The organism is Nitrobacter vulgaris, from assembly GCF_031453995.1.
GTDB lineage: Bacteria > Pseudomonadota > Alphaproteobacteria > Rhizobiales > Xanthobacteraceae > Nitrobacter > Nitrobacter vulgaris.
In genome coordinates this window covers 104,567-130,381 of record NZ_JAVDPZ010000003.1, presented here as the reverse complement: position 1 = coordinate 130,381, position 25,815 = coordinate 104,567, and the positions used below count along the sequence as shown (strand labels likewise).

Below are 25,815 nucleotides of genomic sequence, written 5' to 3'. Positions count from 1 at the left end.
AATGAATCTCATCCCCCCTGTTGCATCAGTTGTCGTTCGATCTCACGAAAGCCGAAATAGTTGTTGCGGATCCACTGGTGGAGCTCGGTTGAAGAATCTGTCTCCGTTCGCAGATATTCGGTGAACGAGAAGGTCAGCCGGTCGATATAGGTCTTGAGAAACGCGGGAAGTTCTGCGATGCGCATCACCCGATTGTGCATGAAAGCTTCGGGCAGCCTTCCGCGCATAACGAATTCATTTTCGACCGTAACGATAGCGTTGGGCGGCAGCGTTGCCCGTAGGGTCTGATAGCCGCGTGCGGAAATACGATCGCTATCGGCGATGAATAGGACAACCGGCGCCACCTCGCTCCGCGCGGATTCCTTGACGAATCCGATTTCTTCGATCATCCCGAAAAATTCGTCGAAGGAGGGATAACCGAGGTCGACGACCTTGGCGAGACCATCATTGACGATCAACTGGTCCATCAGCGCCATCTTGCCGAACGTGTCATCAATTTCCGCGGTCTCTGTGAGACGCGGCAGATAGTCGACCAGAGACGGCTCCTTCAGGTTGACGTCAAAGGCGAGGACATCGCCCCGCTGCAAACGAAGAAACTCGCTGAGCTGCCGCGCTATCAGCGTCTTGCCGACCTGCGGACGTGGCGAACAGATAATGTAGACAGGAGTGCGAGGCATAGGAGCTACATCGGAGCGACGATCCCGATCTAGCAGGACGCCGACAAACTCTCCACCGACATTCTTGATGCGCCACTATCAACTGATAAGTTCCGGAACGACGGAAAGATCAGTTACTTGTTCGAGGCGCGGGAACCGCTCTTCTCCTTTGAGGCGACGATGTCGGTGAGCTTGATGCGGTCGTATTCGCTCCACACATTGGCGAGCCAGTGGCGAACATAGCCGCGCAGAACGAACGAGTAGTTCGCGGCTTCGTTCTTCGGTCCCTTGTTGGCCACGAACCTGAGGAAGGGCACCGATGACACCTCGACCTGCTCGTACGCCATCTCGTTGAGTTTCGGGATGGTGATTTCGGTCGCATCCTTGATCTTGCGGAAGTAGGCGTTGTAGGTCGCCTGGTCCCACTCGAAGAAGCTCGTGTTGTTGATGAAATTCTTCACCAGAAAATATTTGGCACCGGACATGAATCTGGCAGTTTCCGCGATCTCATCCAGGGAGGCGATGGAGGGGCCAAGAATGTGGAATACCGCGAAGGTAATCTGCCCCGTTTTCGCCGCGTCGAGAAAACCGATATCGCGAAGCGAGGCCAGAGCCGAAGACATGAGTCCGGCACGGACGTCAATCACGGTGACGCTAGCCTTGGCCGTGTTGAGCGTATCGAAGATCTTCATCTGATCCGCGGTCGACGTCATGTCGACGATCTCAGTGACATCTGGATGAAAACGCCTCAGTGTGCCACGAGGCGATTCTGTGTCGAAGGCTCTGGTCGGTACGTTGTTGGCGCTGAAATAGTCGAGAATGGTGCGGGAAACGGTCGTTTTGCCAACGCCGCCTTTGTCCGCGCCAACCACAATCACTGCCGGCTTCGCCATGAGACCCCTTTGAGCAAGCTGAAATCGGTGACCGCGTATGGTCGCGCGACCGGGCTGTCCCCCCCAGTCGTTGCTTGGAGCGGGACCATGGCAGAAACGAGGGAGAATTCAATTCGATATGTCAAATCTGGCAAAATTCGTTGAGCCGTTGAGCATTCGTGGCGGCTATATTTGCGTTTTCGAGCGAAGTGGATACCGGTTCGCGTGGAGAAAACGCGTCAAATCAAAAAGCTCCGCTTCTGCTTCCATCAGAAGCGGAAAGCCTCAAGTCTGCCTGCGAGCCTGAAACAGGCTTAGAAAGCGGCAAAGATAAAGATCAGGAGCGATGACTCCAGGGGCCGGGAACGGGCGGTGCCGGCTCGCTCCAGGGTCCCGGCGGAAGCTCGGGCAATTTCTGATCGGTCGCGGCGCGCTCGGTATCCAACCGCATCGGTCCGGGATCGTGGCCGCCGGCATAGGTCACCAGCGCGCGCACCCGCGTTTCGATGGAAGGATGGGTGGCAAAAAGGTCGGCGAAACCCTGGCGCGGGTTGTCGACACACATTTCCATCACGGCCGAGGTTGCGCCCGGCAGTTCGCCACGGTTCTCGATCTTGCGCAACGCCGAGATCATGGCGTCGGGATCCTTGGTCAGTTCAACCGAGCCCGCGTCAGCCATCAGTTCGCGCGAGCGTGACAGCGCCATCCGTATCGCTTGCGATAAAAACCAGGAGAGCGCGATCAGCACCATCGCCAGGATCACGGCGATGACGGCGCCGCCGCCTTTGCTGTCGCCGTTGCGGGAGGAGGATGAGCGCGACGAACCGCCGCCGATCCGCGCGCCGCTGTTGAAGAAGATGCGGAAGCACAATTCCGCGACGAAGCCGACCACGCCCGCGATGATGACAGCGACCACCATCAACTGAACGTCGCCGTTGCGGATGTGGGTCAGTTCGTGACCAAGCACCGCTTCCATCTCCCGATCGTTAAGCTGGTTCATCAGGCCGGTGGTGACGGTGATCGCATATTGACGGCGGTTGAGGCCGGTAGCGAAAGCGTTGATCGCGTCGGTATCGATCACCTTCAGCTTCGGCATCGGGATGCCGCGCGAGATGCAAAGGTTTTCCAGCAAGTTGTAGAGCTGCGGTTGTTCCTTGCGGGTGACATCATGGCCGCCGGTGACCGCATCAATGATCGACTGATGGAAGAAATAGGCGATCACGATCCACAGCGCCGAACCTGCTGTTGCCCAGGGGAGGGCGGCGATCAGGTCATGCCAGGCGATGGTGATGTAGAACGCCGCCGGGTAGTCTGCGCCGCGTCGAAACACTTCGGCAATCAGCGCGCCGGCGAACACCATTACATAAATCAGGACGAACAGCCCGGCGAGCAAAAACATCGAACGAATCTTGTTCGACGCGATGTGGGTGTAGAGACCGTAAGCTGCCATTAAGCGAATCCGTTTGCAGCGCTTGTCACGCAGACGATCCGTTTCCTTCCCTCGGATGGCAGTGGGTGAAGGACGGAGAGGGGGATGCAACAAAATCGGAAAGGGATCGAGCCAACGACAAAATCGATCCCGGTGATTGGATAGCCGTCTCCATCTCCGAAGAACGGAAAGGAGAGTCCGTTCTGCCCGCTTCGATCCATGGCAAAAGCCTCAGAATTTCACCTGAGGCGTCTGTTCTACGGTCGCGCGGCTGGCACCGAGATCAAAAAACTCCTTGTGCGTGAAGCCGAACGTGCCCGCGAACAACGCTGCCGGCAGTTGCTGGATAGCGGTGTTGTACTCTTGAACGGCGTTGTTGAAGAAACGACGGCTTGCGGCGACTTTATTTTCGATGTCGGACAGTTCGCCGGCAAGCTGTTGGAAATTGGCATTGGCCTTGAGATCCGGATAAGCCTCCGACAACGCGATGAGCCGGCCAAGCGCGCCGCTCAACTGGTTTTCGGCGGCGCCGACCTGCGCCGGCCCCTGCGCCGACATCGCGACGTTGCGAGCCTTGATGACGTCATCCAGTGTCCCGCGCTCATGCGCGGCATAGCCTTTCACGGTTTCGACAAGGTTCGGGATCAGGTCGTGACGCTGCTTGAGCTGCACATCGATGTCGGCGAAGGCCTGACTGACGCGCTGGCTGAGTGCGACCAGCCGGTTATAGGCGACAAGCGCGAACACAGCGACGGCGACGATGACGCCGAGAACAATCAAGCCGGTCGACATGAGAAAAGCTCCTGATGAGAGGACGCGAACGCGGTCACCGTAGACGATATTCCGCGCGAACGGCAGGTTCCGCCGGGAGACGGCGCCCTTTGGTCGGGAAAACTCTTAGAAAAGTTCAAGTTGTTCGGTATTTTGTTCTGTGTGAAGCAGATGTAGGGTGTGGATGTGGTGGATCAGGATGGCGAGCGCATGATCGTGGACGAGCAATCTTTCGGCGCGGGCGTGGCTAGTGCCGTCGATCCGCGCACTAGCACGTCGCGAATAATGCGCGGCATTTTTCTGGTGCTGGGTATCTGTTTCGTCGCGCTCGGCTTTATCGGCGCGTTCCTGCCGGTGCTGCCGACGACGCCGTTTCTGATTTTGGCCGCCGCCTGTTTCGCCCGCTCTTCTCCCCGCCTTGAAAACTGGCTGTTGCAGCACCCGCGTTTTGGCTCGCTGCTACGTGGCTGGCGCGAGCGCGGCGCGATCCCCGTAAAGGCCAAGCTGATGGCGCTTGGCGGCATGGCGATCGGCTTTGCGGGATTCTGGTTCGGCAGCCATCCCGGCCCTTGGCTCACGGCGGCGGTGGTGCTTCTGATGCTGAGCGGGCTGATCTACGTCTTCTCGCGGCCGTCCTAATTTTCAAATAATCACGTCTCGGTCAGGTTGACGACGTCGCCCCAGCCGACGCGGCGCACACGGGAATAGCTGGCCTTGTCACGACGGGGAAATGTCGCGACGCCGGCGCTCCCATCGGGATGACACAGCTTGATCCGCATTGCGGCCTTGGTGATCAGGGGCGGCGCCAGCACCCGTGCCGGACGTTGTCGGGCGGGCGTTCGGGCCAACGCGACATAGCTGAATTTTTCGTCCTCGAAAGGAAGCTCCACGCCCTTGATCTGCTTATGCGCGCGGGACCGCGGTAGCCGCTGCACGAAATGGCACCAGTCCGCCACAGCTTTTTGTTTTGATGCATTGTCTTCACGCGAAATGCCTGCCTCGCTTGACAACAACATGAGCGGACACTCGCCGTCATGCGGGCAGGGGGCGATGACATACGCGCCTTGCGCGACCAGCCGGCGTCGCAGATCGAGGATTCGCCGGTAGCCGGTGGGCGTGCCGGGTTCGACAACCACTAGCGTGTCGCGCGTCGCCGCCCACATCAAATCAGCGAGCGCGGCTTGCCGATCGGCGCTGAGTTCGCCGATGACATAGCTCGCGAGCACAAGATCGGCGCTCTCGGCTGCATTGTGAAGCCCGGCTGACGCGTCGTGTTGCACATAGCTGAGGCCGTTCAGTCGCACCGCATCGGCAGCGAGGTCCAGTGCGAGCGAACGCAGCGCCGGATTGGCGTCGATCGCCGAGAATGCGTCGAGGGATTCGAACGCCTGCGCAGCAGCCCATGTCGCCGTTCCGGGGCCAGCACCGACATCGAGCAGGCTGACCGGCGTAAACTGTGGGCGTATCTCGCGAAGCGCATTGAGGCTGGCCACCACGGCCGCATAGGTCGCGGGCATCCGCGCCAGCGCATAGGCCAGTGCGTCAGTTTCGTCTCGGATCGTGCTTGAACCGCCGCCGCTCCGATACGTTTGCGATATCGCGGCCGCGCGAGCTGCGGCATCGCTGCGGGTCAGACCCTGCGCTTTCCGCTGTAAGGCAGCCTTCAGTTCGGCAGGAAGATCGGGCGGGATCATGGCGGTCTTTGTTCCCTCTCCCGCGACGGGAGAAGGAAGAGGTCACGCGACGTTCTGGTCGAGAATTTTCACCGCGTTTTCAAGATCGACCGACACCAGTTGCGAGACGCCACGCTCGGCCATGGTGACGCCGAACAGCCTGTTCATCCGCGCCATGGTGATCGGATTGTGGGTGATGATGATGAAGCGCGTCTCCGTGGACGACGTCATCTCGTGCAGGAGATTACAGAACCGTTCGACGTTGTGGTCGTCGAGCGGCGCGTCGACTTCGTCCAGCACACAGATCGGTGACGGATTGGTGAGGAACACTGCGAAGATCAGCGCCAGTGCTGTCAGCGCCTGTTCACCGCCCGAGAGCAGCGACAACGTCTGCGGCTTCTTGCCCGGCGGCTTGGCGATGATCTCAAGGCCGGCTTCCAGCGGATCGTCGCTCTCGATCAGGTGCAGCGCGGCCTCGCCGCCGCCGAACAGATCGGTGAACAGCCGCTTGAAATGGGTGTTGACGGTCTCGAACGAGGTCAGAAGCCGCTCCCGCGCCTCGCGGTTGAGGCTCTGGATGCCGGTGCGCAGCTTCTTGATGGCCTCGACGAGGTCGTCGCGCTCGGTAGCGAGTGAGGTGTGTTGGGTTTCGACCTCGCGCAATTCTTCTTCGGCGCGCAAGTTGACGGCGCCGAGACGGTCGCGGTCGCGGCGCAGCTTTTCGAGATCCGCCTCGATCTCCGGCAGCGGCGGCAGGTCGACGCCGGACTGAATTTCGGCCAGTGAAGCCACCGCGTCGGGTTCGACCTCGAGCATGTCGCGGATTTCGCGTTCGGTATCCTCGAGCCGCCGCTTGCTTCCGTCCATCCGCTCTTCGGCGCGCGCCGTAGCCTCGCGTGCGCTTGACAGCGACTCAAGCGAGATTTTCGCGGCGCGGTCGGTTTCTGCCATCACGGCTTCGGCGGCGGCGAGGGTATCGGCCGCGTCGCGGCGATCCTTTTGGGCGTGCTCGATCTCGCTGATGATCGCGCTACGCTTTTCTGAAAACAGCGCCGGCGCGTTGTCGAGGTCCGCGCGCTCGGCTCTGACCTCGGTCACGCGCGCTTCGATGGTCGCGATCTGCGACGCCGCACTTTGCTTACGGGTTTGCCATTCGTTACGTTCCGCCGATATCGCCTGCAGGCGGCGATCCGCGAGTTCGGCTTCGCGTGCGAGCGCTTGCGCCTCGGCGCGCACTTGCGCGGCGGCTCGTCGATGGCCGTCGATTTCTGTCCGTACCTCGCCGAGTTTGGTCTCGGTGTCCAGGCTCGGCGGCAATTCGCCGAGTGCGGATGTCGCCGTCTCATGAGCGGCGGCGGCTTCCATGCGGTCGGCAGTCAGGCGATTTTGCGCTTCGGTCAGCGCCGAGCGGCGCGCCGCATGGCGATTGATCTCGCGTTCGGCGCTTGCATGACGTTCGCGCGCGGCATCGACCTCGCGCTGCGCTGCGCGCCAGGCATTGCGCGCCTCGCTCTCAGCCGATGCGGCGGCGGTGACGGCCTGGCTTGCTGCGGCGACGGCCTGCTGCGTCGTTTCCAGCGCCTGGCGCCGTTCGGAGACCTCGGTGCGTGCGCGCTCAATCTCGCTCTCGATATCGGCCAGCCGCGCGCGCTCGGCGAGGCGGCGCGCCGCGCCGGTCGGTGCATGGGCCGCGGTCACGAAGCCGTCCCAGCGCCAGACGTCGCCTTCGAGCGAGACCAGCCGCTGGCCGGTCTTCAGATGGGCAACCAGTTCCGCACCACGCTCTTTGGCGACGATGCCGATTTGCTTGAGACGCCGGGCCAATTCGGGCGGCGCCTGCACATGGGCCGCAAGTGATTCCACGCCTTCGGGTAACGCCGGATCGTCCGCCGTGACGGACACCCCGGTCCAGCGCATCGGCGCGGACTGATCCACCGGTGCGTCGAGGTCGTCGCCAAGCACGGCGCCGATCGCCTTCTCGTAGCCTTTGTCGACATTGATGCCGTCGATGATCGGCGGCCACAGGTTTTTGCTTTCGCCGTTGAGAATCTTGGCGATGGTCTTGGCTTCGGTCTCGAGCCGCTGCGCGCGCTTGTCAGCGTCCTGCAGCGGTCCGCGCGCCGCTTCGACGCCGGAGCGGGCGGCCTCGAGTCGGCTGCGTGCGGCGGTATGTTCGGCCTCGCGCTCGCGAGTCAGGGTTTCCGATTGCGCCAGCGCTTCCTGCGCGGCCTGGATCGCCGCGGTGAGGGCATCGAGATCGCCGAAGCCGCTGGTCTGCTGCGCCAGCGCTTCGGTCTCGCGCTGCACGTCTGCGATCTGCTGATCGACGCGAGCGAGGCGATCGCGATGGGTCCGCACGTTCGATTCAAGCTGGGTGCGCCTGGCGGTGAGGTCGGCCAGCACCCGTGTCAAATCAGCAAACGTGGCTTCGGCCGCAGCGAGCGTGGTTTCCGCCTGTGCTGCCCGTTCATCGACGCCGCTGCGCGTTTCGACACGTGATTTGATTTCGTCCTTCAGCTCGGCGTCCTCGACATCGAGCCGCTGCAAGGCGGCGTCGGCGTCGGATGACTGTCGCTGCTCGCGCTCGACATCGGATGCAAACTGTATCAGCCGCCGATCGAGTTCGGCGGCGCGCTCCTTCGCGCGTTCCTCTTCGCGATCCAGTGTCTCGCGCGCATTGGTAAGGCGCTGCAGACCGGCGGCGGCGCGGGCTTCCGCCTCGCGCAGCGCCGGAAGTTCGGCGGCGCGTTCCGCCTGGAGGCGGGCGGCTTCGGCCTGCTCGCGGGTGCGTTCGGCCAACTCGCGGACATTGAGGTCGTGGGTTCTGGCGGCTTCCGTCACCTCGGCCTGAGCTTCGAGCCAGCGCAGGTGGAACAGCATCGCTTCCGCCTTGCGCACTTTCGCGGCGACGTCCCGATAACGGATCGCCTGCCGCGCCTGCTTCTTGAGCCCCTCCATCTGGCCGGCGAGTTGGCCAATCACGTCCTCGACGCGAGTGAGGTTGGTTTCGGCGGCCTTCAGCCGCAACTCGGCCTCGTGACGGCGAGCATGCAAGCCGGCCACGCCGGCGGCGTCTTCCAGCACGCGGCGTCGCTGTTCGGGTTTAGCCTGGATGATCTCGCCGATCTTGCCCTGGTGCACCAGCGCCGGAGAGCGCGCGCCTGTGGCTGCGTCGGCAAACAGAATCTGCACGTCGCGGGCGCGCACGTCCTTACCGTTGATACGGTAGACCGAGCCGGCCTCGCGTTCGATCCGGCGCGAAATCTCTAGCGCTTCGGAATCGTTGAGGGCGGATGGCGCAGAGTGATCCGAATTGTCGATCGACATCACCACCTCGGCGTGGTTACGCGCCGGACGGTTGCCGCTGCCTGCGAAGATCACCGCGTCCATGTCGGCGGCGCGCAGCGATTTGTACGAGGTCTCGCCCATGGCCCAGCGCAGCGCCTCGACCAGATTGGACTTGCCGCAACCGTTCGGCCCGACCACGCCAGTGAGACCGGGCTCGATCACGAAATCGGTGGGTTCAACGAACGACTTGAAGCCGTGAAGGCGAAGGCGCGTGAGTTTCATGGACACTCTACTGTGCTTGCAAGACGCGAATCAGCCCACAGCCACAATACCACACGTACTGTCAGCAGCCCTGAGTCGCGCGCCTCGCGAGGTTCGACAATGGCGATAGCGACGTACCAGAGCAACCGCGCAAACAAGCTTTTCCAAAGGCTTTTGCAGGGGTTATAGCGTTTTCGAGCGAAGTGGATATCAGTTCGCGTGCAGAAAACGCGTCAGATCAAACCATAAAGTTCCGCTTCTGATTCCCCAGAAGTGGAAAGACCCTGGAACCTCAGCCGGTGTCCGCCAACGTTTGTTTTGCTACCCTCAGTTTTTCAACAAGGGATCGATCTTCTTCTTGAAGTCCTCGAATGCGATCTCGCCCTTCACCATGTCGCCGTTGATGAAGAACGTCGGTGTCGAATTCACCTTCAAAACCTCATTGGCGTATTTCTGGTCGGCCGCGATCTTGTCGAGCAAGGCCTGATCCTTCAGGCAGCTTTCAACCTCATCTCCCGTAAGTCCGGTCTGCTTGCCGATCAGTTTCAGCGATTCCGTGGTATTTGATCCGGTCCATGTGTCCTGCGACTTGAACAGCGTGTCGATCACGGCGAAATATTTTCCCGCGTCGTCCTTGGCGATGCAGCGGGCCAGCATCGCGCCGGCGGCGGCCTTGATGTCGAGCGGAAACTCGCGGAACACATAGCGAATCTTGTTGGTGTCGATGTAGTCCGTCTTGATCTTCGGAAACACGTCTTCCGCGAACCGCGAGCAATGCGGACACGTCATCGAGGCATATTCGGTGATAGTGACGACGGCGTCCTTGGGGCCGAGCGCCATGTCCGGCAGCGAAACGGGTTTGGCCACGTCTGTGGCGGTGGCGCTCTGGGCCATGGCCTCACCGATCAGGCGCAATGGCGAAAGACCTACGAAGGCGGCGAGTCCGCCCAATGCGAGGGCGGCATTAACGGCGCGGCGCGTAATGATCAACGGTCTTCTCCCGAAAACGGCGCAAGCGCCCTGACGACAATTGTTCGCTAGCTTGAAACCAGAATTGTGGCAATGGCGCGCTGTCGGTGTGCTCCACCATCGCGTCAATTCCACTTGATCGAAGCGCCGAGTCGCGCCAGCGCCGTACGCAGATCGTTGTCCTCGATAGAGGACAGCGTTTCCGCCACCTGTGCCACGTCCGTCGCGTCGGGCAGCCGTGAGGCATTCCGCACGGAGTTGCGCGACAAAGGGGCCTGGCGTAAGGCCAGCCGGCCGACCGCGTTCCAGCCGAAGAACCGATTGACCCTTTGCAGAATGACATCGGAGGAATGCTGGATTTCCAGTGCGACAGGACCTTCGACCCGCAATACCAGCGTCGCCGGTTCCTGCTTCTGCCCCTCGATCGGACGAGGCCACTGGATCTTCATCGGTTCGGAATGCGCGGCGATCTCGGGTCCGGCGATTTCCGCCCAGCGGGTCACCAGTTCGCGTGAGGCGAATCCCTGCCGCGCATAGGCATCGGAGAAGACATCACCGAGCAATGCCGACAACGGCTTGGCTGAGATCGGGCCGGGCTTGGACATCACCGCTTTTATAGCATGTTGGTTCTCATTTGGGATGCGGTTGAAAAATATGCCGTCATGGCTAGGCTTGTTCCAGCCATCCGCGTACGGAACGAATAAAGACGTGGATGCCCGCGACAGGCGCGGGCATGACGGTGAGAGAATGTCGTCGAACGCCTCGAGTCGGTAAATGGCGCTATCCGTGGAAAACAACGAGCGAAGGGAAGCTCCTGCGCCAACGGGCCGTCCCACGCGGCTGCTGGCCTGGTACGACCGTAACCGCCGCCGGCTGCCGTGGCGCGCGCTGCCCGGCGAGGCTATCGATCCCTATCGGATCTGGCTGTCCGAGATCATGCTGCAGCAGACGACCGTGAAGGCGGTCGGGCCTTATTTCGAGAAGTTTCTGGCGCGCTGGCCGGACGTTGAGGCGATGGGGCGCGCGTCGCTCGACGATATCTTACGGATGTGGGCCGGGCTCGGTTACTATTCGCGCGCGCGCAATCTTCATGCCTGCGCTGTTGCGGTGCTGCGCGATCACGGCGGTCGATTTCCCGATACGGAAGAGGACTTACGGGCGCTGCCGGGGATCGGTCCCTATACCGCGGCGGCGATCGCCGCCATCGCCTTCAATCGCCGCACCATGCCGGTCGACGGCAATATCGAACGGGTTGTGACACGGCTGTTCGCTGTGGACGAGCCGTTGCCGAAGGCGAAGCGGCGCATTCAAACGCTTGCCGCGACGTTGCTCGGACCCTCGCGAGCCGGGCGCGAAGGCAAGAGCCGCGCTGGTCGCGACGGCAAGAGCCGTGCTGACGACGTGAAGACACGCGCCGGAGATGTCGCGCAGGCGCTGATGGATCTTGGCGCCGCCATTTGCACGCCGAAGAAACCTGCCTGCGTGCTGTGCCCGCTGAACGATGATTGTGCCGCGCGAGCTCGCGGCGATCAGGAGATCTTTCCTCGCAAGATACCGAAGAAAGCGGGCGAGTTGCGGCGCGGCGCGGCCTTCGTTGTGAGGCGTGGCAACGACGTGCTGGTCCGCACGCGGCCGGCAAAAGGCCTGCTTGGCGGCATGACCGAAGTTCCGACATCGACGTGGCTCGCCGCGCAGGATGATGTGGCTGCTCTGAAGCAGGCGCCATGCCTTGAAAGCGCTCCGCGCTGGCAGCGCAAGGCTGGCACGGTCACGCATGTTTTCACGCATTTTCCGCTGGAGCTTGCTGTCTATACCGCAACCGTTACTGCGCGGATCGCGATGCCTGACGGCATGCGCTGGGTGCCGATCGCGCGACTGAAAGATGAGGCGTTGCCCAATCTGATGCGCAAGGTCATCGCGCATGGATTAGGTGAGGATAAGGAAGTCAGTGTAGCTGCAAAGCGCCGCAAGCAACAAAAAGACCCTCCGGCGTGAGCCGAAGGGTCTTTATTCCTCATGAAGCGACGGATCAGGCCACCTTCGTCTTCATGTGGCGATACAGGAAGCCCAAAGCGTCCTCGTCGTTCTCGGTCTTGAAGGTAAACTTGTCCTTCAGCACGCTCGCTCTGGCCGCGGCCGGGCGCGCCGAGACCTCGTCCAGCAGCCGCTTGAAGTTCGGATATTTGGCGACGCTGCTCTCGCCGATAATGCGGGGCGCCATGCGCGCCCAGCCCCAGAACGCCATATCGACGATCGTATATGTGTTTCCGACCATGTAGCGGCTGCCCGCGAGATGATCGTCGAGAACCTTGTAGTGACGATGCGCCTCAAACAGGTAGCGGTTGACCGCATAGTCCATGCCCTTCGGCGCGTAGTCCTTGAAATGCACGGCCTGCCCGGAATACGGCCCGAGGCCGCTCGCGATGAACATCATCCACGACAGCAGTTGCGCGCGATTGGCCGGCGTGTTGTCCGGCATGAACTTGCCCGTCTTTTCGCCGAGGTAAAGAAGGATGGCATTGCTGTCGAATACGACCACGCCGTCGTCGTCGATCGCCGGTACTTTGCCGTTCGGATTCACTTTCAGGAATTCCGGCTTGAACTGGTCGCCCTTGCGGGTGTCGATCGGCACGAGTTCGAAGGGGAGGCCGGCTTCTTCCAGAAATAGCGCAACCTTGTTCGGATTTGGCGCGCCATTGAAATAGAACTTGAGCATCATAAGCCCCTTTGTCCTTGGCATGAGTTGGGGACGCGGCTGGCTGTCCGCGAGCAGCCATTCCATGCTAGGATTTTTCGATTAAATGCAACCGAGGATTTGGCGCTTACCGCGCGGCTATCCGATGCGTGGACGGAGCGCGTTCGGAACGCCTCAGTCTGCCGCCATCTGGCTGCGGATTTCGGCCCGCAGCTCATCGATCAGCCGGAGACCTTTGCTGGTTTCGATGTGCCAGAAGGTCCAGCCGTTGCACGCGCCTGCGCCTTGCGCCATCGCTCCGATCCGATGAATCGAGCCGACCTTGTCACCGAGCATGATGGCCCCGTCGGCGCGTACCAGAGCGCCGTGGCGCTTCTTTGCATCGACGAGCTTCGCGCCGGGCGAGATCATGCCGCGCTCGATCAATTCGGAAAACGCCACGCGCGGTGCCTCGCGCGCCGTCATGAAAGGGGCAAGGGTAGCTTCGGGAAGCGGTTCGATCGCCGCGATGCGTTTCTCGGCGGCGGCCGCGTAGGTTCGGTCGCGTTCGAACCCGATATAGTTGCGGCCGAGACGTCTGGCGACCGCGCCTGTGGTGCCGGTGCCGTTGAACGGATCGATGACGAGATCGCCAGGCTTCGACGACGAGAGCAGTACCCGTGCCAGCAGACCCTCGGGCTTCTGGGTCGGATGAACCTTGCGGCCGTCCTTGTCTTTCAATCGCTCGTTACCGGTGCACAGCGGAATCAGCCAATCCGAGCGCGCCTGCACGTCCTCGTTGGCGGCTTTCAATGCCTCGTAGTTAAACGTGTAGCCTTTGGCGTTTTCATCGCGCGCAGCCCAGATCATGGTTTCATGGGCGTTGGTGAAGCGGCGGCCGCGGAAATTCGGCATCGGATTGGTCTTGCGCCAGACGATATCGTTCAGCACCCAGAAGCCGAGATCCTGCATGATTGCGCCGACGCGGAAGATGTTGTGATATGATCCGATCACCCAGATGGTGGCCGACGGTTTCATGGCGCGGCGGCATGCGAGCAACCAGGCGCGGGTGAAATCGTCGTAAGCAGCGAAAGACGAGAACTTGTCCCAGTCGTTGTTTACTGCATCGACGTGCGATTCGTCGGGACGCTTGAGTTCGCCCTTGAGCTGCAGATTGTAGGGGGGATCCGCAAATACCAGATCGACCGATCCGGATGGAAGCTTCGACATCTCGGCGACGCAGTCGCCAACAATGATGCGCGATGCGGGAGAGTCAAATTTGGTGCGGGGCGCCCTTGCAGACGCCCCGCGACGCGACACACCCATGACTCGAATACTCTGACTCAGGCGACGCTGTCGGCGACGCGGGACCAAACAACCGACTGGCGCTACAGTGACTTGCCAAAGTAAAAATCGACTTAATTGTAGAGAGCTTTCGTTCGGCGAAATGCAAGTTTGGCAATGATGCGCGGGTTTCAAAAGCTGGTGCGCGCAACCATTATTTGGTCCGCCCGCGATGGCGGGTCGTGGTTTCATCGTCGGCGCTGATGGAAAGAATTTCGTTTGTGGTATTTTGCAAGCCGCCAGGTCAGTTTTTCTGAACCTGAACCACGCTTAAATTATAGAGCCATTGGTGCCCGCGTGGAATCCGAAGTTCGCATCAGATTATCGTCGCGAACTTCGAATTAGCGGCACTATCTTTTTGATTAGACGCGTTTTCTTCAGGCGAACCGGATGTCACTTCGCTCGAAAACGCTATAGGCAATTGTTGCCGGGCAGGCTATTGAATAACGAGATGAAAATTTGAATTGGGCGCCGCCACTTGCGGCTAGGTTAGCGATCGATCGGACACGAGGACGGACCTCATGCGTGATGACGATTTTCGCCAGAGCGACAACATCGACGACCGTCGCGAGGATGGCGGATTCGGCGGAGGAGGCGGTGGATTTGGTCGACGCGGCGGCCTCGGCATCGGCACCATTATTATCCTCGGCCTGGTCGGCTATGCATTCGGCATCGATCCGCGCCTCCTCATCGGAGGTGCGGAGATCCTGACCGGCGGCGGCCAGTCGCCGAGCTATCAGACGGACGACCGCCCGTCACCTGGCAAGTCCGGTGCGCCGACCGACGATATGGGCAAGATGATCTCCGGCGTGTTGGGTGAGATCGACGATCGTTGGCACGAAATCTTTCAGGCCAGCGGGCAAAATTATTCCGGCCCCCGTATCGTGCTGTTCCGCAATGCCACAAATGGCGGTCGCTGCGGTATGGCGCAGTCCGCGATGGGACCGTTCTATTGCCCGCCGGACAAGCAGATCTTCCTCGACACCAATTTCTTCAAACAGGTGGAAACGCGCTTCCGTGGCTGCTCGGGCAGCGCTTGCAGGTTCACCGCTGCTTACATCATTGCGCACGAGGCCGGGCATCACATTCAGAACCTGCTCGGCATTCTCCCGAAGGTGACGCGATTGCAGCAGCAGGCCGGCAGCAAGGCAGAGGCGAACGAACTGCAGGTCAGAGTCGAACTTCAGGCGGATTGCCTTTCCGGCGTTTGGGTCAATCGTGAGGCGAAGAAGCGTCCGAACTTCCTCGAACCGGGCGATATTGACGCCGCGTTGACCACGGCAACGGCGATCGGCGACGATACGTTGCAGCGGCAGGCGACTGGCCGCGTGGTGCCAGATTCGTTCACGCATGGTTCGGCGGCGCAGCGCAAGCGCTGGTTCATGATCGGCTACCAGCAGGGCAGCGTGCAAGCGTGCAACACCTTCGCGACGGACGATTTGTAATGGTGTTGGCAAAGCTCAATTCCTTTTACCTCTCCCCGTGGTTGCGGAGGGAGGTCGAACTTTTCGGCAGCGCAAATGCGCGCCTGAGCAGTTCGGATGAGGGGCTCTTTGCAACGTCGGCAGCCCCTCACCCTAACCCTCTTCCCGCGAGCGGGGAGAGGGAGCGCGCTGCGCCTTGATCACGGGACCGCCATGCCGTCCATCGACGAGACAAAGCCCTTCGTCCCTCTGAACATCGCGGTGCTGACCGTCTCTGACACGCGCTCGCTTGAAGAGGACAAGTCGGGTGCGACGCTGTCCGAGCGGCTGACCGTCGCGGGTCACAAGCTCGGCGCGCGCGAGATCGTCATCGACGATGTCGAGGCGATCCGCACCCTGATGAAAAGATGGATTGCTGACCCCGGCATCGACGTCATCATCACCACCGGCGGCACCGGCTTCACGGGGCGCGACGTCACCCCGGAGGCGGTCGAGCCGCTATTCGACAAGCGGATGGACGGCTTTTCGATTGCTTTCCACATGCTGAGTCACGCCAAAATCGGCACCTCGACGATCCAGAGCCGCGCAACCGCCGGCACCGCAGGTTCCACCTTCATCTTCTGCTTGCCGGGATCCCCGGGCGCCTGCCGGGACGGCTGGGACGGTATCCTCGCGCACCAGCTTGATTACCGCACCCGTCCCTGCAACTTCGTCGAGATCATGCCGCGGCTGGATGAACATCTTCGCCGGCCGAAGGCGAAAGGAGCGTCGGCCTGATAGCTGATTGATTGGGGCAGAACATTATGTTCTTGATTTGTTCCGATTTGGTGCTATGTTCTCATTATGAGCAGCGCCTCTCTCGCCCGCAGGTATCCGCCAGTCACGCCGCCCCCCGCATCGGCGGCCGCCTCGCCCTTTGCCGAGATTGAGGTCGCAATCGATCATGAGCGGCGGAGGGGGCGCGGCGCGCAATCCAACGTCAGCGGTCGATACGAGACGGAGGCGCGAACGGCGTTCGACGATGGCTGGCAGAGCCTCGACGATCTGCCGCCGTTCAAAACCACGGTTGCTGTTGACGCCGCGCGGAAAGTCATCACCCGCAACGACTCGCCTGACATCAGTTTCGACCGCTCGATCAACCCTTATCGGGGCTGCGAGCACGGCTGCGTCTATTGTTTCGCAAGGCCGACCCACGCTTATCTTGGCCTGTCGCCGGGGCTGGATTTCGAATCGAAGCTGTTCGCGAAGCCGGACGCACCGGCATTGCTGGAGAAGGAACTGGCCGCGGAGGGCTACGAGCCGAAGATGATCGCGATCGGAACCAACACCGATCCCTATCAGCCGATCGAGCGTGACCGGAAAATCATGCGCGGCATTCTCGAAGTGCTCGAGCGCGCCTCGCATCCGGTCGGTATCGTCACGAAATCGGCGTTGGTGACACGCGACATCGATATCCTTGCGCGAATGGCGAAGCGCAATCTCGCCAAGGTAGCGATTTCCGTGACGTCGCTCGATTCCCGGCTCGCGCGCTCGATGGAGCCGCGGGCATCGACGCCAATGAGGCGACTGGAAGCACTGCGCAAACTGTCGGAAGCGGGCATTCCGACCACGGTGATGGTGGCCCCCGTAATTCCGGCGCTGAATGACTGCGAGATCGAGCGGATTCTCGATGCTGCTGCATATGCCGGCGTCAGGGAAGCCAACTATGTGCTGCTGCGCCTTCCGCGGGAAGTGCGCGACCTGTTCCGCGAATGGCTCATGGCGAGCTATCCGGATCGCTACCGTCATGTGTTCACGCTGATCCGCGATATGCGTAATGGCCGCGATTACGATTCACAATGGGGTACACGGATGAAGGGCGCGGGACCGATCGCTTGGATGATCGGCCGCCGCTTCGAGATCGCTTGCGAGAAACTTGGGCTCAATAAGAAGCGCTCAAAGCTGACGATGGACCATTTCGCCAAGCCAAAATGCAGCAGCGGACAGCAGTTGAGCCTGTTCTGAGCAGAGCTGAGGCCGTTGCGGGACGAGCAAACCGGTAGCCATTTTGACTTGAAAGACGCTTCAGGAGAGCGGGCATAAATCCGTTTCGGCATTGTCTCCGGGTTTCCCCACCCGCACTATCTCCGAATGATTCGGGGTCAATCCAGGGACCAGCCAGGGAAATCGCCGGCCGTCGCGCAGCCGAGCTTCCGGCGCGAGCGTGGGCTGATGCAGCGTGGCGTTTGGCCGGTCGCGGGTTGCGACGAGGTCGGGCGCGGGCCATTGGCAGGACCGGTGGTTGCCGCCGCGGTCGTGCTGGATCCGAAGCGTATTCCCAAAGGCATCGACGATTCCAAGCGACTGACCGCTGCGCGCCGCGAGGAGTTGTTCGAGGAAATTGTGGCGACCGCATCTTTCGCGGTGGCCTGCGCGCCGATCGCACGGATCGACCGCGACAATATCTTGCGCGCATCGTTGTGGGCGCTCGCGCGCGCGGTCCATGCGTTGCCGGACACGCCGAAGCACGTCTTCGTCGATGGTCGCGACAGAATCGAGATCGCCTGCGAGTGCGAGCCGGTGATCGGCGGCGACGGGCTCGTGCTGTCGATTGCCGCCGCCTCGATCGTTGCCAAGGTCACGCGCGACCGGCTGATGTGCAAGCTGGCGCAGGACTGCCCCGGCTACGGCTTCGAGACACATAAGGGTTACGCGGTTCCCGGGCATCTCGAAGCGCTCGGCCGTCTCGGGCCAAGCCCTCATCATCGCAGCTTCTTTGCGCCGGTTGTTGCGGCGCGCGAACGTCACCGCGCGTCACCCACCGGGGAAAGCGTCTCCGCGAGCGAAACGTCGACCCGAGGAGCGGTCGAGGCGGCAATCTGACCTGGTAAGATCTGACGTGGTAGATCTGACTTGGCAGGCTGGTTGCTTCGCCGGCTCATGCGCCGTATCACTCGCAGCCGCCTCACTCCCGCGCACTTCGGAGCCCGGTTCAACTGTGTTGAATCGGACTCTGGCCTTAACTTTTTGATCGAGCATGATCTTATCCGAAAACCGGTTTCCACTTTTCGGGATCATGCTCTAAGAACTCCGCAAGACCCGCCGCCATCAGGTCCTTCATGCGCTTCACATCGCTGGTCGTCGAACTGATCCGCGCCAGACCGCTTTTGGTATTCTGGATCGTGGTGCTGTTTCAGGCAGCGATGTGGCTGCTGGTGCCCTTGCTGCTGTATCCGGCTCCGCCAGGTGATCTTGCGACTGCGCTGGCGTTTGGCCGGGAATATCTGGTCGGAACGGATCTCGGGCCGCCTCTCGCGTTCTGGCTCGCGGACATCGCCTATCGCGCAGCCGGCAACCACATTTTCGGCGTCTACTTGCTGTCGCAGCTTTGCTTCATCGTTGCATTCCGGGTTCTGTTCGAACTGGCCCGGACTATCGTCGGTAGCCAGCAGGCTGTTCTGGCGGTTTTGCTGACCGTGACGGTCACCGCGTACGGGGCGCCCGGCCTGACGTTCGGTCCGTCGGTGCTCGCTCTGCCGCTGTGGTCGCTGTTGTTGCTGCATGGTTGGCGGATCGTCGGGCAAGGCCGCAATGCATGGTTCGCGCTATCGATCGAAGCCGGTCTGCTGCTGCTGACCACGCCGGCTGCCGCCGGGTTGTTGCTGGCCCTCACCGTGTTCGCCTTGGCGACGGAACGGGGCCGAAATGCCCTGGGTTCGGTCGATCCGCTGTTTGCGCTGCTGGTGATCGCGGTGCTCGCGTTGCCCTACCTGATCTGGCTGGTGCGCGCGGACGCACTCGGCGCGCCGCCTTGGCCCGATATTTTCGAACTGCATTTGCGGCTGTTGCGCTGGAGCGAACTGCTCCTCGCGCTCGTGTTCGCGACGGCTGGCCTTTTGCTGCTGGTTGTCCTCAATTCCAGTTTCGTCAATCGGAAGCCTGAGGACGCGCCGGTGATCGTGCGGCCGCCAGTGGATCCGTTGGCGCAGACATTCGTCTATGCCTTCGCCCTCGCGCCGGCCCTCGGCGGAAGTCTGGTGGCGGCCCTGTTCGGGGTCGATCACGTCATCGGCGGCGCACCGATTGCGCTGTCGATGTCTGGTCTGGCGGTTGTCCTGCTTTCCGGCGATCTCATCCATCTACGCCGCCTGCGTGTACTTCGCGTGGCGTGGCTCGCCGTCGTCGTGGCTCCGGCGCTGGCTGTGATTGCGACTGTCATCGTTCAGCCGTGGTTCGCCAACACCGAGGTTGCGACATCTATCCCGGCATCTGCCATCGGCGCTTTCTTTGGCGAGAATTTCGAGCGTCGCACCAATCGCCCGCTGCCGGCTGTCGCGGGCGATCCGCTGCTTGCGGCCCTCGTCGCGCTCGGTCCCTCGCGACCCCATCTCCTGCTCGATGCGAGTCCCGAGCGCACGCCGTGGATAACGCCGGCAAAGTTCAACGAACTCGGCGGGGTCGTGGTCTGGCGAGCGTCCGACACCGCGGGTACGCCGCCCGAAGCCATTGCCAAGCGGTTTCCGGGCATTGTGCCGGAGATTCCGCGCACGTTTGGGCGTCTCGTCAACGGCCGGCTGCCTTTATTGCGGATCGGTTGGGCCATCGTCCGGCCGAAAGCGCTGTAACGCCTTCCTTCAGGTGGATGCCGATTGCTCCGGCGTCTTATCTTCCAGTGCCCCGGCGACGGCGCATAAGTCCAGCCACGCCATCCGCTTGTAGGACGGTGAGCGCAGGAGGTATGCCGGATGGAACGTCGCCATCGCACGGATTGTTCGCATACCGGTGTCGTAGTCGAACCATTTGCCGCGGGTTCTCATGATTCCCTCACGGGTCTGCAGGAGCGTCTGCGTTGAGGGATTGCCGAGGGTGACCAGAACGTCAGGGTTCACCAGTTCGATCTGACGTCGGATGAACGGCAGGCAAATCTGAGTTTCCTGCGGCGTCGGCGTCCGGTTGCCGGGCGGGCGCCATGGAATGACGTTGGCGATGTAGACGTCGCTGCGCTTGAGGCCGATCGCTCCTATCATCCGGTTGAGAAGTTGCCCTGAGCGGCCGACGAACGGCAAGCCCTCGATGTCCTCGTCGCGCCCCGGCGCCTCGCCGACGAACATCAGCCGCGCCTGCGGGTTGCCGTCGGCGAAGACCAGTCGCGAAGCGGTGAATTTCAGCGCGCAGCCCTCGAAGCTCTCGAGCAGGGCGCGCAGAGCGTCGAGTGAGGGGGCGGTGCGGGCGGCCTCGCGCGCGGATTCGATCGCAATGTCTGGCGGCGGGGCAATTCCGGCGCGAGGTGCTGCCGTGGCGGTCTGGCGAGGCGGCTGCCGTGCCGCGACGGGAGCGGTTCCCGCCTCAGCGGCGGCTGGCCGGTCGGGAGGTGTCAGATCAGGCGTGGAGAGGCGGTCGATCGGTTCATCCCCCAGCGCACAGTCGACCCCCGCTTCGAGATAGAAGGTCAGGAGTTCCCGCACAGTGGTCGCTTGATCTGATGTCATGTGGGATCCACGATTTGCCGGACACTAACCTGCAAGGGGGTCTGCGTGGAACGCAGGTGCTTTCCCTGGTTGTTCTCGAGTAAAAAATCGGAAACAACAAGCCGCAGAAGCATTACAAACGCGAAGGTCGCCGGTTGCGGAAGCAGAACATGAGCAGCGACGAATTGCCACCGCGCGAGTCGATGGATTTCGATGTCGTTATCGTTGGCGCGGGACCATCCGGCCTGTCGGCGGCGATCCGGCTCAAGCAGCTCGATTCCGATCTTAGTATCGTCATCGTTGAAAAAGGGTCGGAGGTCGGCGCCCATATCCTGTCCGGCGCGGTGATCGATCCTGCCGGGCTCGACAAGCTGGTGCCGGACTGGCGGAACGATCTCGATTGCCCCCTCAAGACGCAGGTCAAAGACGACCGGTTCTATTGGATGACGCGGGGTAGCGCGATCCGGCTTCCCGGCTTCCTCATGCCGCCGCTGATGAACAATCATCACTGCTACATCGGCTCGCTCGGCAACGTCTGCCGCTGGCTTGCGCGGAAAGCGGAAGCGCTCGGTATCGAAATCTATCCCGGCTTCGCGGCAACGGAAGTGCTCTACAACGACGATGGCGCGGTGCGCGGCATTGCGACCGGCGACATGGGCGTCGCACGGGACGGCTCGCGAAAGAGTTCCTACACACGCGGCATGGAACTGCTCGGCAAGTATACGCTGTTCGCGGAAGGCGCCCGGGGCAGCTTGTCCAAGCAGTTGAATGCGAGATTTGCGCTCGACAAGACCAGTGAACCGCCAGAATTCGGTATCGGCTTCAAGGAGGTCTGGCAGGTCGACCCCGCCCGGCACCGCAACGGGCTGATCCAGCACTCATTCGGTTGGCCGCTGAACAATTCCACCGGCGGCGGCTCGTTTCTCTATCACTATGACGACGATCGCGTCGCCGTCGGATTCGTGGTTCACCTCAACTATGACGATCCGTACCTGTCACCGTTCGATGAGTTCCAGCAGTTCAAGACCCATCCCGCGATCCGGAGCGTGTTCGAAGGCGGCAAACGGCTTGCCTACGGTGCGCGCGCCATCACCGAGGGCGGCTACCAGTCGGTGCCGCGCCTAACCTTTCCGGGCGGCGCGCTGATCGGCTGCGCGGCGGGATTCGTTAACGTTCCGCGCATCAAGGGCATTCACAACGCAATGGGCAGCGGAATGCTGGCTGCGGAGCACGTCGCTGCGGCGCTCGGCAGCGGGCGCGCCAACGACGAGATCGCCGAGTACGAGAATGCCTGGCGCGGTTCCGCGGTCGGCAGGGATCTGTTCAAGGTCCGTAACGTCAAGCCGTTATGGTCGAAGTTCGGCACCCTTGCCGGGGTGGCGTTGGGCGGCCTTGACATGTGGACCAACACTTTGTTTGGGTTCTCGTTGTTGGGAACTTGGCCGCACGCAAAGCCGGACGGTCAGACGCTCGACCCAGCCAGAGCCCATGTGCGGATCGTCTATCCGAAGCCGGACGGCAAACTGACCTTCGACAAACTTTCGTCGGTGTTCCTCTCCAACACCAATCACGAGGAGGATCAGCCGGTTCATTTGAAGGTCGCCGATATGACCCTGCAGAAGACCTCGGAACACGACGTGTATGCTGGTCCGTCGAGCCGTTATTGTCCTGCCGGCGTTTATGAATGGGTGGAGGAAGGCTCGACCGTGCGTTATCAGATCAACGCGCAGAACTGCGTCCACTGCAAAACCTGTGATGTGAAAGACCCAAATGGCAACATCACCTGGGTGCCGCCAGAAGGGGGCGGTGGACCCAACTACGAGGCGATGTGATCTGCGGATGCCTGCGATTATGAGCACGGCCCTGATAACGCCATACTTGGCGATGCAAGCGGTTGGGTCGCCGCCGATCCTTGCCGCGGGAGGTCAAACGCGCCATTGTCGCGCGGCTGGTTGAGGTCAGTGGTGAATACCAGACAACAAATGTCAATCCAGCCCCGATCCGGGCTTGCGAGCGTTCCTTGATTCGCATTTGCAAAGACACTCGCTGAAACGCGGCGCAAATGTTAGAAGCGGATCATGCAATGGTGCCGGCCGGGTTGCATATTGAAAACCCTGATGTTCGTGCCGTGAAATCTGGAGCTACGCGAATCCCGATGTTGTCCATTCGTCTCAATCGCCTGGCGATGATTGTCGCTGCTGCGACATTGTTGGCTCCGTCCGGTCCGGTAGCGGCTCAGACGCCGGACCATCCGACCGAAACCGCGCAATTTCCGAGTGCCAAGGATCTGCGCACCATGACGACGTCGGGCAGCTATCTCGCTGCGCGCCATGCCAGCGTTGAGCGCGACGCCATGTCTGCGGCGACGTTCTATCGTTCGGCGTTGCGTACCGATCCAAAAAACAACGAGCTTCTGGATCGCGCGTTCATTTCGTCGCTGGCCGAAGGCGATATCGCCATCGCCGTGAAGCTGGCCGACCGCATTCTCGCTATCGATAAATCCAACCGGGTCGCGCGGCTGGTTGTCGGCGTCCATAATCTGAAGTTGAAGAAGTACGCGGTCGCCCAAAAAAATATCAAACAGTCCATCCGTGGACCGATCACCGATCTCGTGGCGACTCTGCTGGCGGGCTGGGCCGACTATGGCGCGGACGACACTAAACAGGCCGTCGCCAACATTGACGCGCTGACCGGTCCGGAATGGTACCCGATCTTCAAGGATCTGCATTTGGGGATGTTGCTCGATCTTGCGGGCCGGAACAAAGAAGCCGGCGCTCGTCTCGAGCGCGCTTACAAACTCGACGATTCGGCGCTCCGCGTGGCCGATGCCTATGCGCGGTGGCTGTCGCGCAACAAGGACGGCGCTGCGGCGTTGGCCGTGTATGAGGCGTTCGACAAAAAGCTGGCGCGGCATCCGTTGATTCAGGAAGGCATCAAAGAGATCAAGGCCGGCAAGAAGCTGCCGCAACTCGTCAGCTCGCCGCAAACCGGCGCCGCCGAAGCCCTTTACGGCATCGGCGCGTCTCTGACCCGGCGCGGCGGCGAGGACCTGGCTCTGGTCTATTTGCAGCTCGCACTTTATCTCTCGCCCGATCATTCAATGGCGCTGTTGTCACTCGCCGATCTCTATGAATCAGTGAAGAAGCCGGAGATGGCGATCGGCGTCTATCAGCGTGTACCGGTCGATTCCCCGCTGAAGCGCAATGCCCAGATTCAACTTGCTACTAATCTCGATGCCGTTGATCGCAGCGACGAGGCGATCAAAATTCTCAGGGGTGTCACGGAGCAGGATTCGAGCGACCTGGAAGCCATCATGGCGCTCGGCAACGTCGAGCGGGGCCGCAAGAAGTTTGCCGATTGCGCAAAGACCTACGGCAAAGGCATCGACGTCATCGCCGAGACCAAGGGCAAGCCGAATTGGGTCTACTACTATTTCCGCGGTATCTGCGAAGAACGGTCAAAGAACTGGGGCAAGGCGGAAGCCGACATGAAGAAGGCGCTCGAGATTCAGCCCGAGCAGCCGCATGTGCTGAATTATCTCGGTTACTCCTGGATCGACCGCGGCCTCAATCTCGATGAAGCCATGAAGATGATCAAGCACGCCGTCGATCAGCGGCCGGACGACGGCTATATCGTCGACAGCCTCGGCTGGGCCTATTACCGCATCGGCAATTACGAGGAGGCGGTCAAGACGCTGGAGCGCGCCATCAACCTCAAGCCCGAGGATCCGACGGTGAACGATCACCTTGGCGACGCTTACTGGCGCGTCGGCCGGACCCTGGAAGCAAGATTTCAGTGGGCGCACGCGCGCGACCTGAAGCCGGAAGCCGAAGAGTTGCCGAAAATCGAGGCGAAGATCGAAAAAGGCTTGCCGGCGGACGAAACTCCGTCAGCCGCCTCGGCGGACAAAAAGAAGGATGACGGCAAGGGCGGCTAAGAAGGGCGGCGGCGCACCCCGGCCATCGTGGCGGCGTCGCTTGCGAAAGTTACACCTCCGTCGCGAACCACGCCCGCCGCAATCGCAAAAATCATTTGATTCATGTGCCGTTTTTGGATTTGACATCCGCTATGATCGTCACCGGCGCTACGGATCTGGAAACGGCCACACCGGCGCTGAGCGAGACGGCGCGCGCCAAGGTCAATCTGACGCTGCGGGTCGTAGGCCGGCGCGCCGACGGTTTTCACGATCTCGAAAGCGTGGTGGCATTTGCCGACTGCGTCGATCGTCTCACGCTGACACAGGGCGCGGATCTATCGCTGGTTGCTGGCGGCCCGCGGGCGCAGGAGTGCGGCCAGACAGCCGATAATCTCATTCTTAAGGCGGCGCGGCTATTCAGCGAACGGGTCGCAAATCTGAAGGCAGGCGCCTTCGCGCTGGACAAGCATTTGCCGGTCGCAGCCGGTATCGGCGGCGGATCAGCTGATGCGGCTGCGGCGTTGCGGCTTCTGGCGAGGGTCAACGGCATTGCGATGGGCGATCCGCGATTGCTGGAGACGGCGCGACTGACCGGCGCCGACGTGCCGGTTTGTGTCCGCTCGGCAAGCTGCGTCATGACGGGCGTCGGCGAATCGTTGTTGCCGCTGGATCTGCCGGCGATGCCCGCTGTCCTGGTCAACCCCCGCGTTCCCGTCGCCACAAAGGAGGTCTTCGCCGCACTCGGCCTTCGCAAAGGTGAACTGAATGTCGGCGTCAACGATGTGATCGAGGCTATCGTGTGGCCAAAGGCCGGTGCTCCGATGGACGATTGGCTCACTATGCTGTCGGACGGCACCAATGATCTCGAAGCACCGGCGATCCGCATTCAGCCGGTGATCGGTGAGGTGCTGGCGAGGTTGCGGGCAACCGGCGCGCGGCTGTCACGGATGTCGGGCTCGGGCGCGACGTGCTTTGCGATCTTCAGCGACGAGGCGGATGCGCATCACGCCGCGCAGACGATCCGGCTCGATCGCCCGCAATGGTGGGTTCATGTGGGGATGCTGGGCGGCGGCTCGTGACGGAGCTTGACG

The 25,815-nt window shown here is 61.6% G+C and carries 21 protein-coding genes; 10 read left to right on the top strand and 11 right to left on the bottom strand.

What is annotated here, in order from left to right; genetic code table 11:
- Nucleotides 1–8 precede the first annotated feature (8 nt).
- The 4 genes from GGQ85_RS02735 to GGQ85_RS02720 all read right to left on the bottom strand — a co-directional run bounded on the left by GGQ85_RS02735 (nt 9) and on the right by GGQ85_RS02720 (nt 3,749).
- The gene (locus tag GGQ85_RS02735; RefSeq protein ID WP_309773265.1) at nt 9–677 is read right to left on the bottom strand and encodes a hypothetical protein; all 669 of its coding nucleotides are present in this window, start codon (nt 675–677) and stop codon (nt 9–11) included.
- A gap of 113 nt (nt 678–790) precedes the next feature.
- Nucleotides 791–1,549 (bottom strand): P-loop NTPase family protein, encoded by a 759-nt coding sequence (locus GGQ85_RS02730; protein WP_079447620.1) that lies wholly within the window; start codon nt 1,547–1,549, stop codon nt 791–793.
- Nucleotides 1,550–1,865: 316 nt separating this feature from the next.
- Nucleotides 1,866–2,978 carry a M48 family metallopeptidase gene (locus GGQ85_RS02725; protein ID WP_309773264.1) on the bottom strand — a complete coding sequence of 371 codons (1,113 nt, stop codon included), beginning with the start codon at nt 2,976–2,978 and terminating at the stop codon, nt 1,866–1,868.
- Nucleotides 2,979–3,188: 210 nt separating this feature from the next.
- Nucleotides 3,189–3,749 carry a LemA family protein gene (locus GGQ85_RS02720; RefSeq protein WP_079447618.1) on the bottom strand — a complete coding sequence of 187 codons (561 nt, stop codon included), beginning with the start codon at nt 3,747–3,749 and terminating at the stop codon, nt 3,189–3,191.
- Nucleotides 3,750–4,013: 264 nt separating this feature from the next.
- Between GGQ85_RS02720 and GGQ85_RS02715 the strand changes: the two genes are divergently transcribed.
- On the top strand, nt 4,014–4,367 hold the full coding sequence (locus GGQ85_RS02715) for a YbaN family protein (RefSeq protein WP_173816017.1): 354 nt from the start codon (nt 4,014–4,016) through the stop codon (nt 4,365–4,367).
- 11 nt (nt 4,368–4,378) lie between these two features.
- On the opposite strand, the gene GGQ85_RS02710 is transcribed toward GGQ85_RS02715, so the two are convergent.
- The 4 genes from GGQ85_RS02710 to GGQ85_RS02695 all read right to left on the bottom strand — a co-directional run bounded on the left by GGQ85_RS02710 (nt 4,379) and on the right by GGQ85_RS02695 (nt 10,524).
- Complete coding sequence (locus tag GGQ85_RS02710) at nt 4,379–5,422, bottom strand: small ribosomal subunit Rsm22 family protein (RefSeq protein WP_309773263.1); 1,044 nt, start codon at nt 5,420–5,422, stop codon at nt 4,379–4,381.
- 42 nt (nt 5,423–5,464) lie between these two features.
- Nucleotides 5,465–8,971, bottom strand: a complete 3,507-nt coding sequence (gene smc, locus GGQ85_RS02705; protein WP_309773262.1) for a chromosome segregation protein SMC — start codon at nt 8,969–8,971, stop codon at nt 5,465–5,467.
- A 306-nt stretch (nt 8,972–9,277) separates the two neighbouring features.
- Nucleotides 9,278–9,940: a DsbA family protein gene (locus GGQ85_RS02700; protein ID WP_079447615.1), complete on the bottom strand. Its 663-nt coding sequence runs from the start codon at nt 9,938–9,940 to the stop codon at nt 9,278–9,280.
- Between the two features lie 104 nt (nt 9,941–10,044).
- Complete coding sequence (locus GGQ85_RS02695) at nt 10,045–10,524, bottom strand: DUF721 domain-containing protein (RefSeq protein WP_309773261.1); 480 nt, start codon at nt 10,522–10,524, stop codon at nt 10,045–10,047.
- Between the two features lie 169 nt (nt 10,525–10,693).
- On the opposite strand from GGQ85_RS02695, the gene GGQ85_RS02690 reads away from it, so the two are divergent.
- Entirely contained in the window at nt 10,694–11,914 is a 1,221-nt protein-coding gene (locus tag GGQ85_RS02690; protein WP_309773260.1) for an A/G-specific adenine glycosylase, read from the top strand.
- A gap of 34 nt (nt 11,915–11,948) precedes the next feature.
- Here the strand turns inward: GGQ85_RS02690 and GGQ85_RS02685 are convergent, their stop codons facing one another.
- Entirely contained in the window at nt 11,949–12,635 is a 687-nt protein-coding gene (locus tag GGQ85_RS02685) for a glutathione S-transferase family protein (RefSeq protein ID WP_079447707.1), read from the bottom strand.
- A 153-nt stretch (nt 12,636–12,788) separates the two neighbouring features.
- A complete protein-coding gene (locus GGQ85_RS02680; RefSeq protein WP_309773259.1) occupies nt 12,789–13,919 on the bottom strand; it encodes a site-specific DNA-methyltransferase in 1,131 nt (376 codons plus the stop codon).
- Nucleotides 13,920–14,458: 539 nt separating this feature from the next.
- Between GGQ85_RS02680 and ypfJ the strand changes: the two genes are divergently transcribed.
- From ypfJ to GGQ85_RS02655, 5 genes are all read left to right on the top strand, one after another.
- Complete coding sequence (ypfJ, locus tag GGQ85_RS02675) at nt 14,459–15,382, top strand: KPN_02809 family neutral zinc metallopeptidase (RefSeq protein ID WP_079447611.1); 924 nt, start codon at nt 14,459–14,461, stop codon at nt 15,380–15,382.
- 192 nt (nt 15,383–15,574) lie between these two features.
- Nucleotides 15,575–16,138, top strand: a complete 564-nt coding sequence (moaB, locus tag GGQ85_RS02670) for a molybdenum cofactor biosynthesis protein B (RefSeq protein ID WP_079447610.1) — start codon at nt 15,575–15,577, stop codon at nt 16,136–16,138.
- Between the two features lie 66 nt (nt 16,139–16,204).
- Nucleotides 16,205–17,365: a PA0069 family radical SAM protein gene (locus tag GGQ85_RS02665; RefSeq protein ID WP_309773258.1), complete on the top strand. Its 1,161-nt coding sequence runs from the start codon at nt 16,205–16,207 to the stop codon at nt 17,363–17,365.
- Between the two features lie 126 nt (nt 17,366–17,491).
- On the top strand, nt 17,492–18,223 hold the full coding sequence (gene rnhB, locus GGQ85_RS02660; RefSeq protein ID WP_309773257.1) for a ribonuclease HII: 732 nt from the start codon (nt 17,492–17,494) through the stop codon (nt 18,221–18,223).
- 236 nt (nt 18,224–18,459) lie between these two features.
- Nucleotides 18,460–19,965, top strand: a complete 1,506-nt coding sequence (locus GGQ85_RS02655; protein ID WP_309773256.1) for a glycosyltransferase family 39 protein — start codon at nt 18,460–18,462, stop codon at nt 19,963–19,965.
- A gap of 9 nt (nt 19,966–19,974) precedes the next feature.
- On the opposite strand, the gene GGQ85_RS02650 is transcribed toward GGQ85_RS02655, so the two are convergent.
- Nucleotides 19,975–20,829, bottom strand: coding sequence for a uracil-DNA glycosylase (locus tag GGQ85_RS02650; RefSeq protein WP_309773255.1), 855 nt, complete (start codon nt 20,827–20,829; stop codon nt 19,975–19,977).
- Nucleotides 20,830–20,978: 149 nt separating this feature from the next.
- Here GGQ85_RS02650 and GGQ85_RS02645 point away from each other — a divergent pair, with 149 nt between their 5' ends.
- The 3 genes from GGQ85_RS02645 to GGQ85_RS02635 all read left to right on the top strand — a co-directional run bounded on the left by GGQ85_RS02645 (nt 20,979) and on the right by GGQ85_RS02635 (nt 25,803).
- Nucleotides 20,979–22,640, top strand: a complete 1,662-nt coding sequence (locus GGQ85_RS02645; RefSeq protein WP_309773254.1) for an electron transfer flavoprotein-ubiquinone oxidoreductase — start codon at nt 20,979–20,981, stop codon at nt 22,638–22,640.
- A gap of 323 nt (nt 22,641–22,963) precedes the next feature.
- Nucleotides 22,964–24,745 (top strand): tetratricopeptide repeat protein, encoded by a 1,782-nt coding sequence (locus GGQ85_RS02640; protein WP_309773253.1) that lies wholly within the window; start codon nt 22,964–22,966, stop codon nt 24,743–24,745.
- Nucleotides 24,746–24,876: 131 nt separating this feature from the next.
- Nucleotides 24,877–25,803 (top strand): 4-(cytidine 5'-diphospho)-2-C-methyl-D-erythritol kinase, encoded by a 927-nt coding sequence (locus GGQ85_RS02635; protein WP_309773252.1) that lies wholly within the window; start codon nt 24,877–24,879, stop codon nt 25,801–25,803.
- The last annotated feature ends 12 nt before the right edge of the window (nt 25,804–25,815 follow it).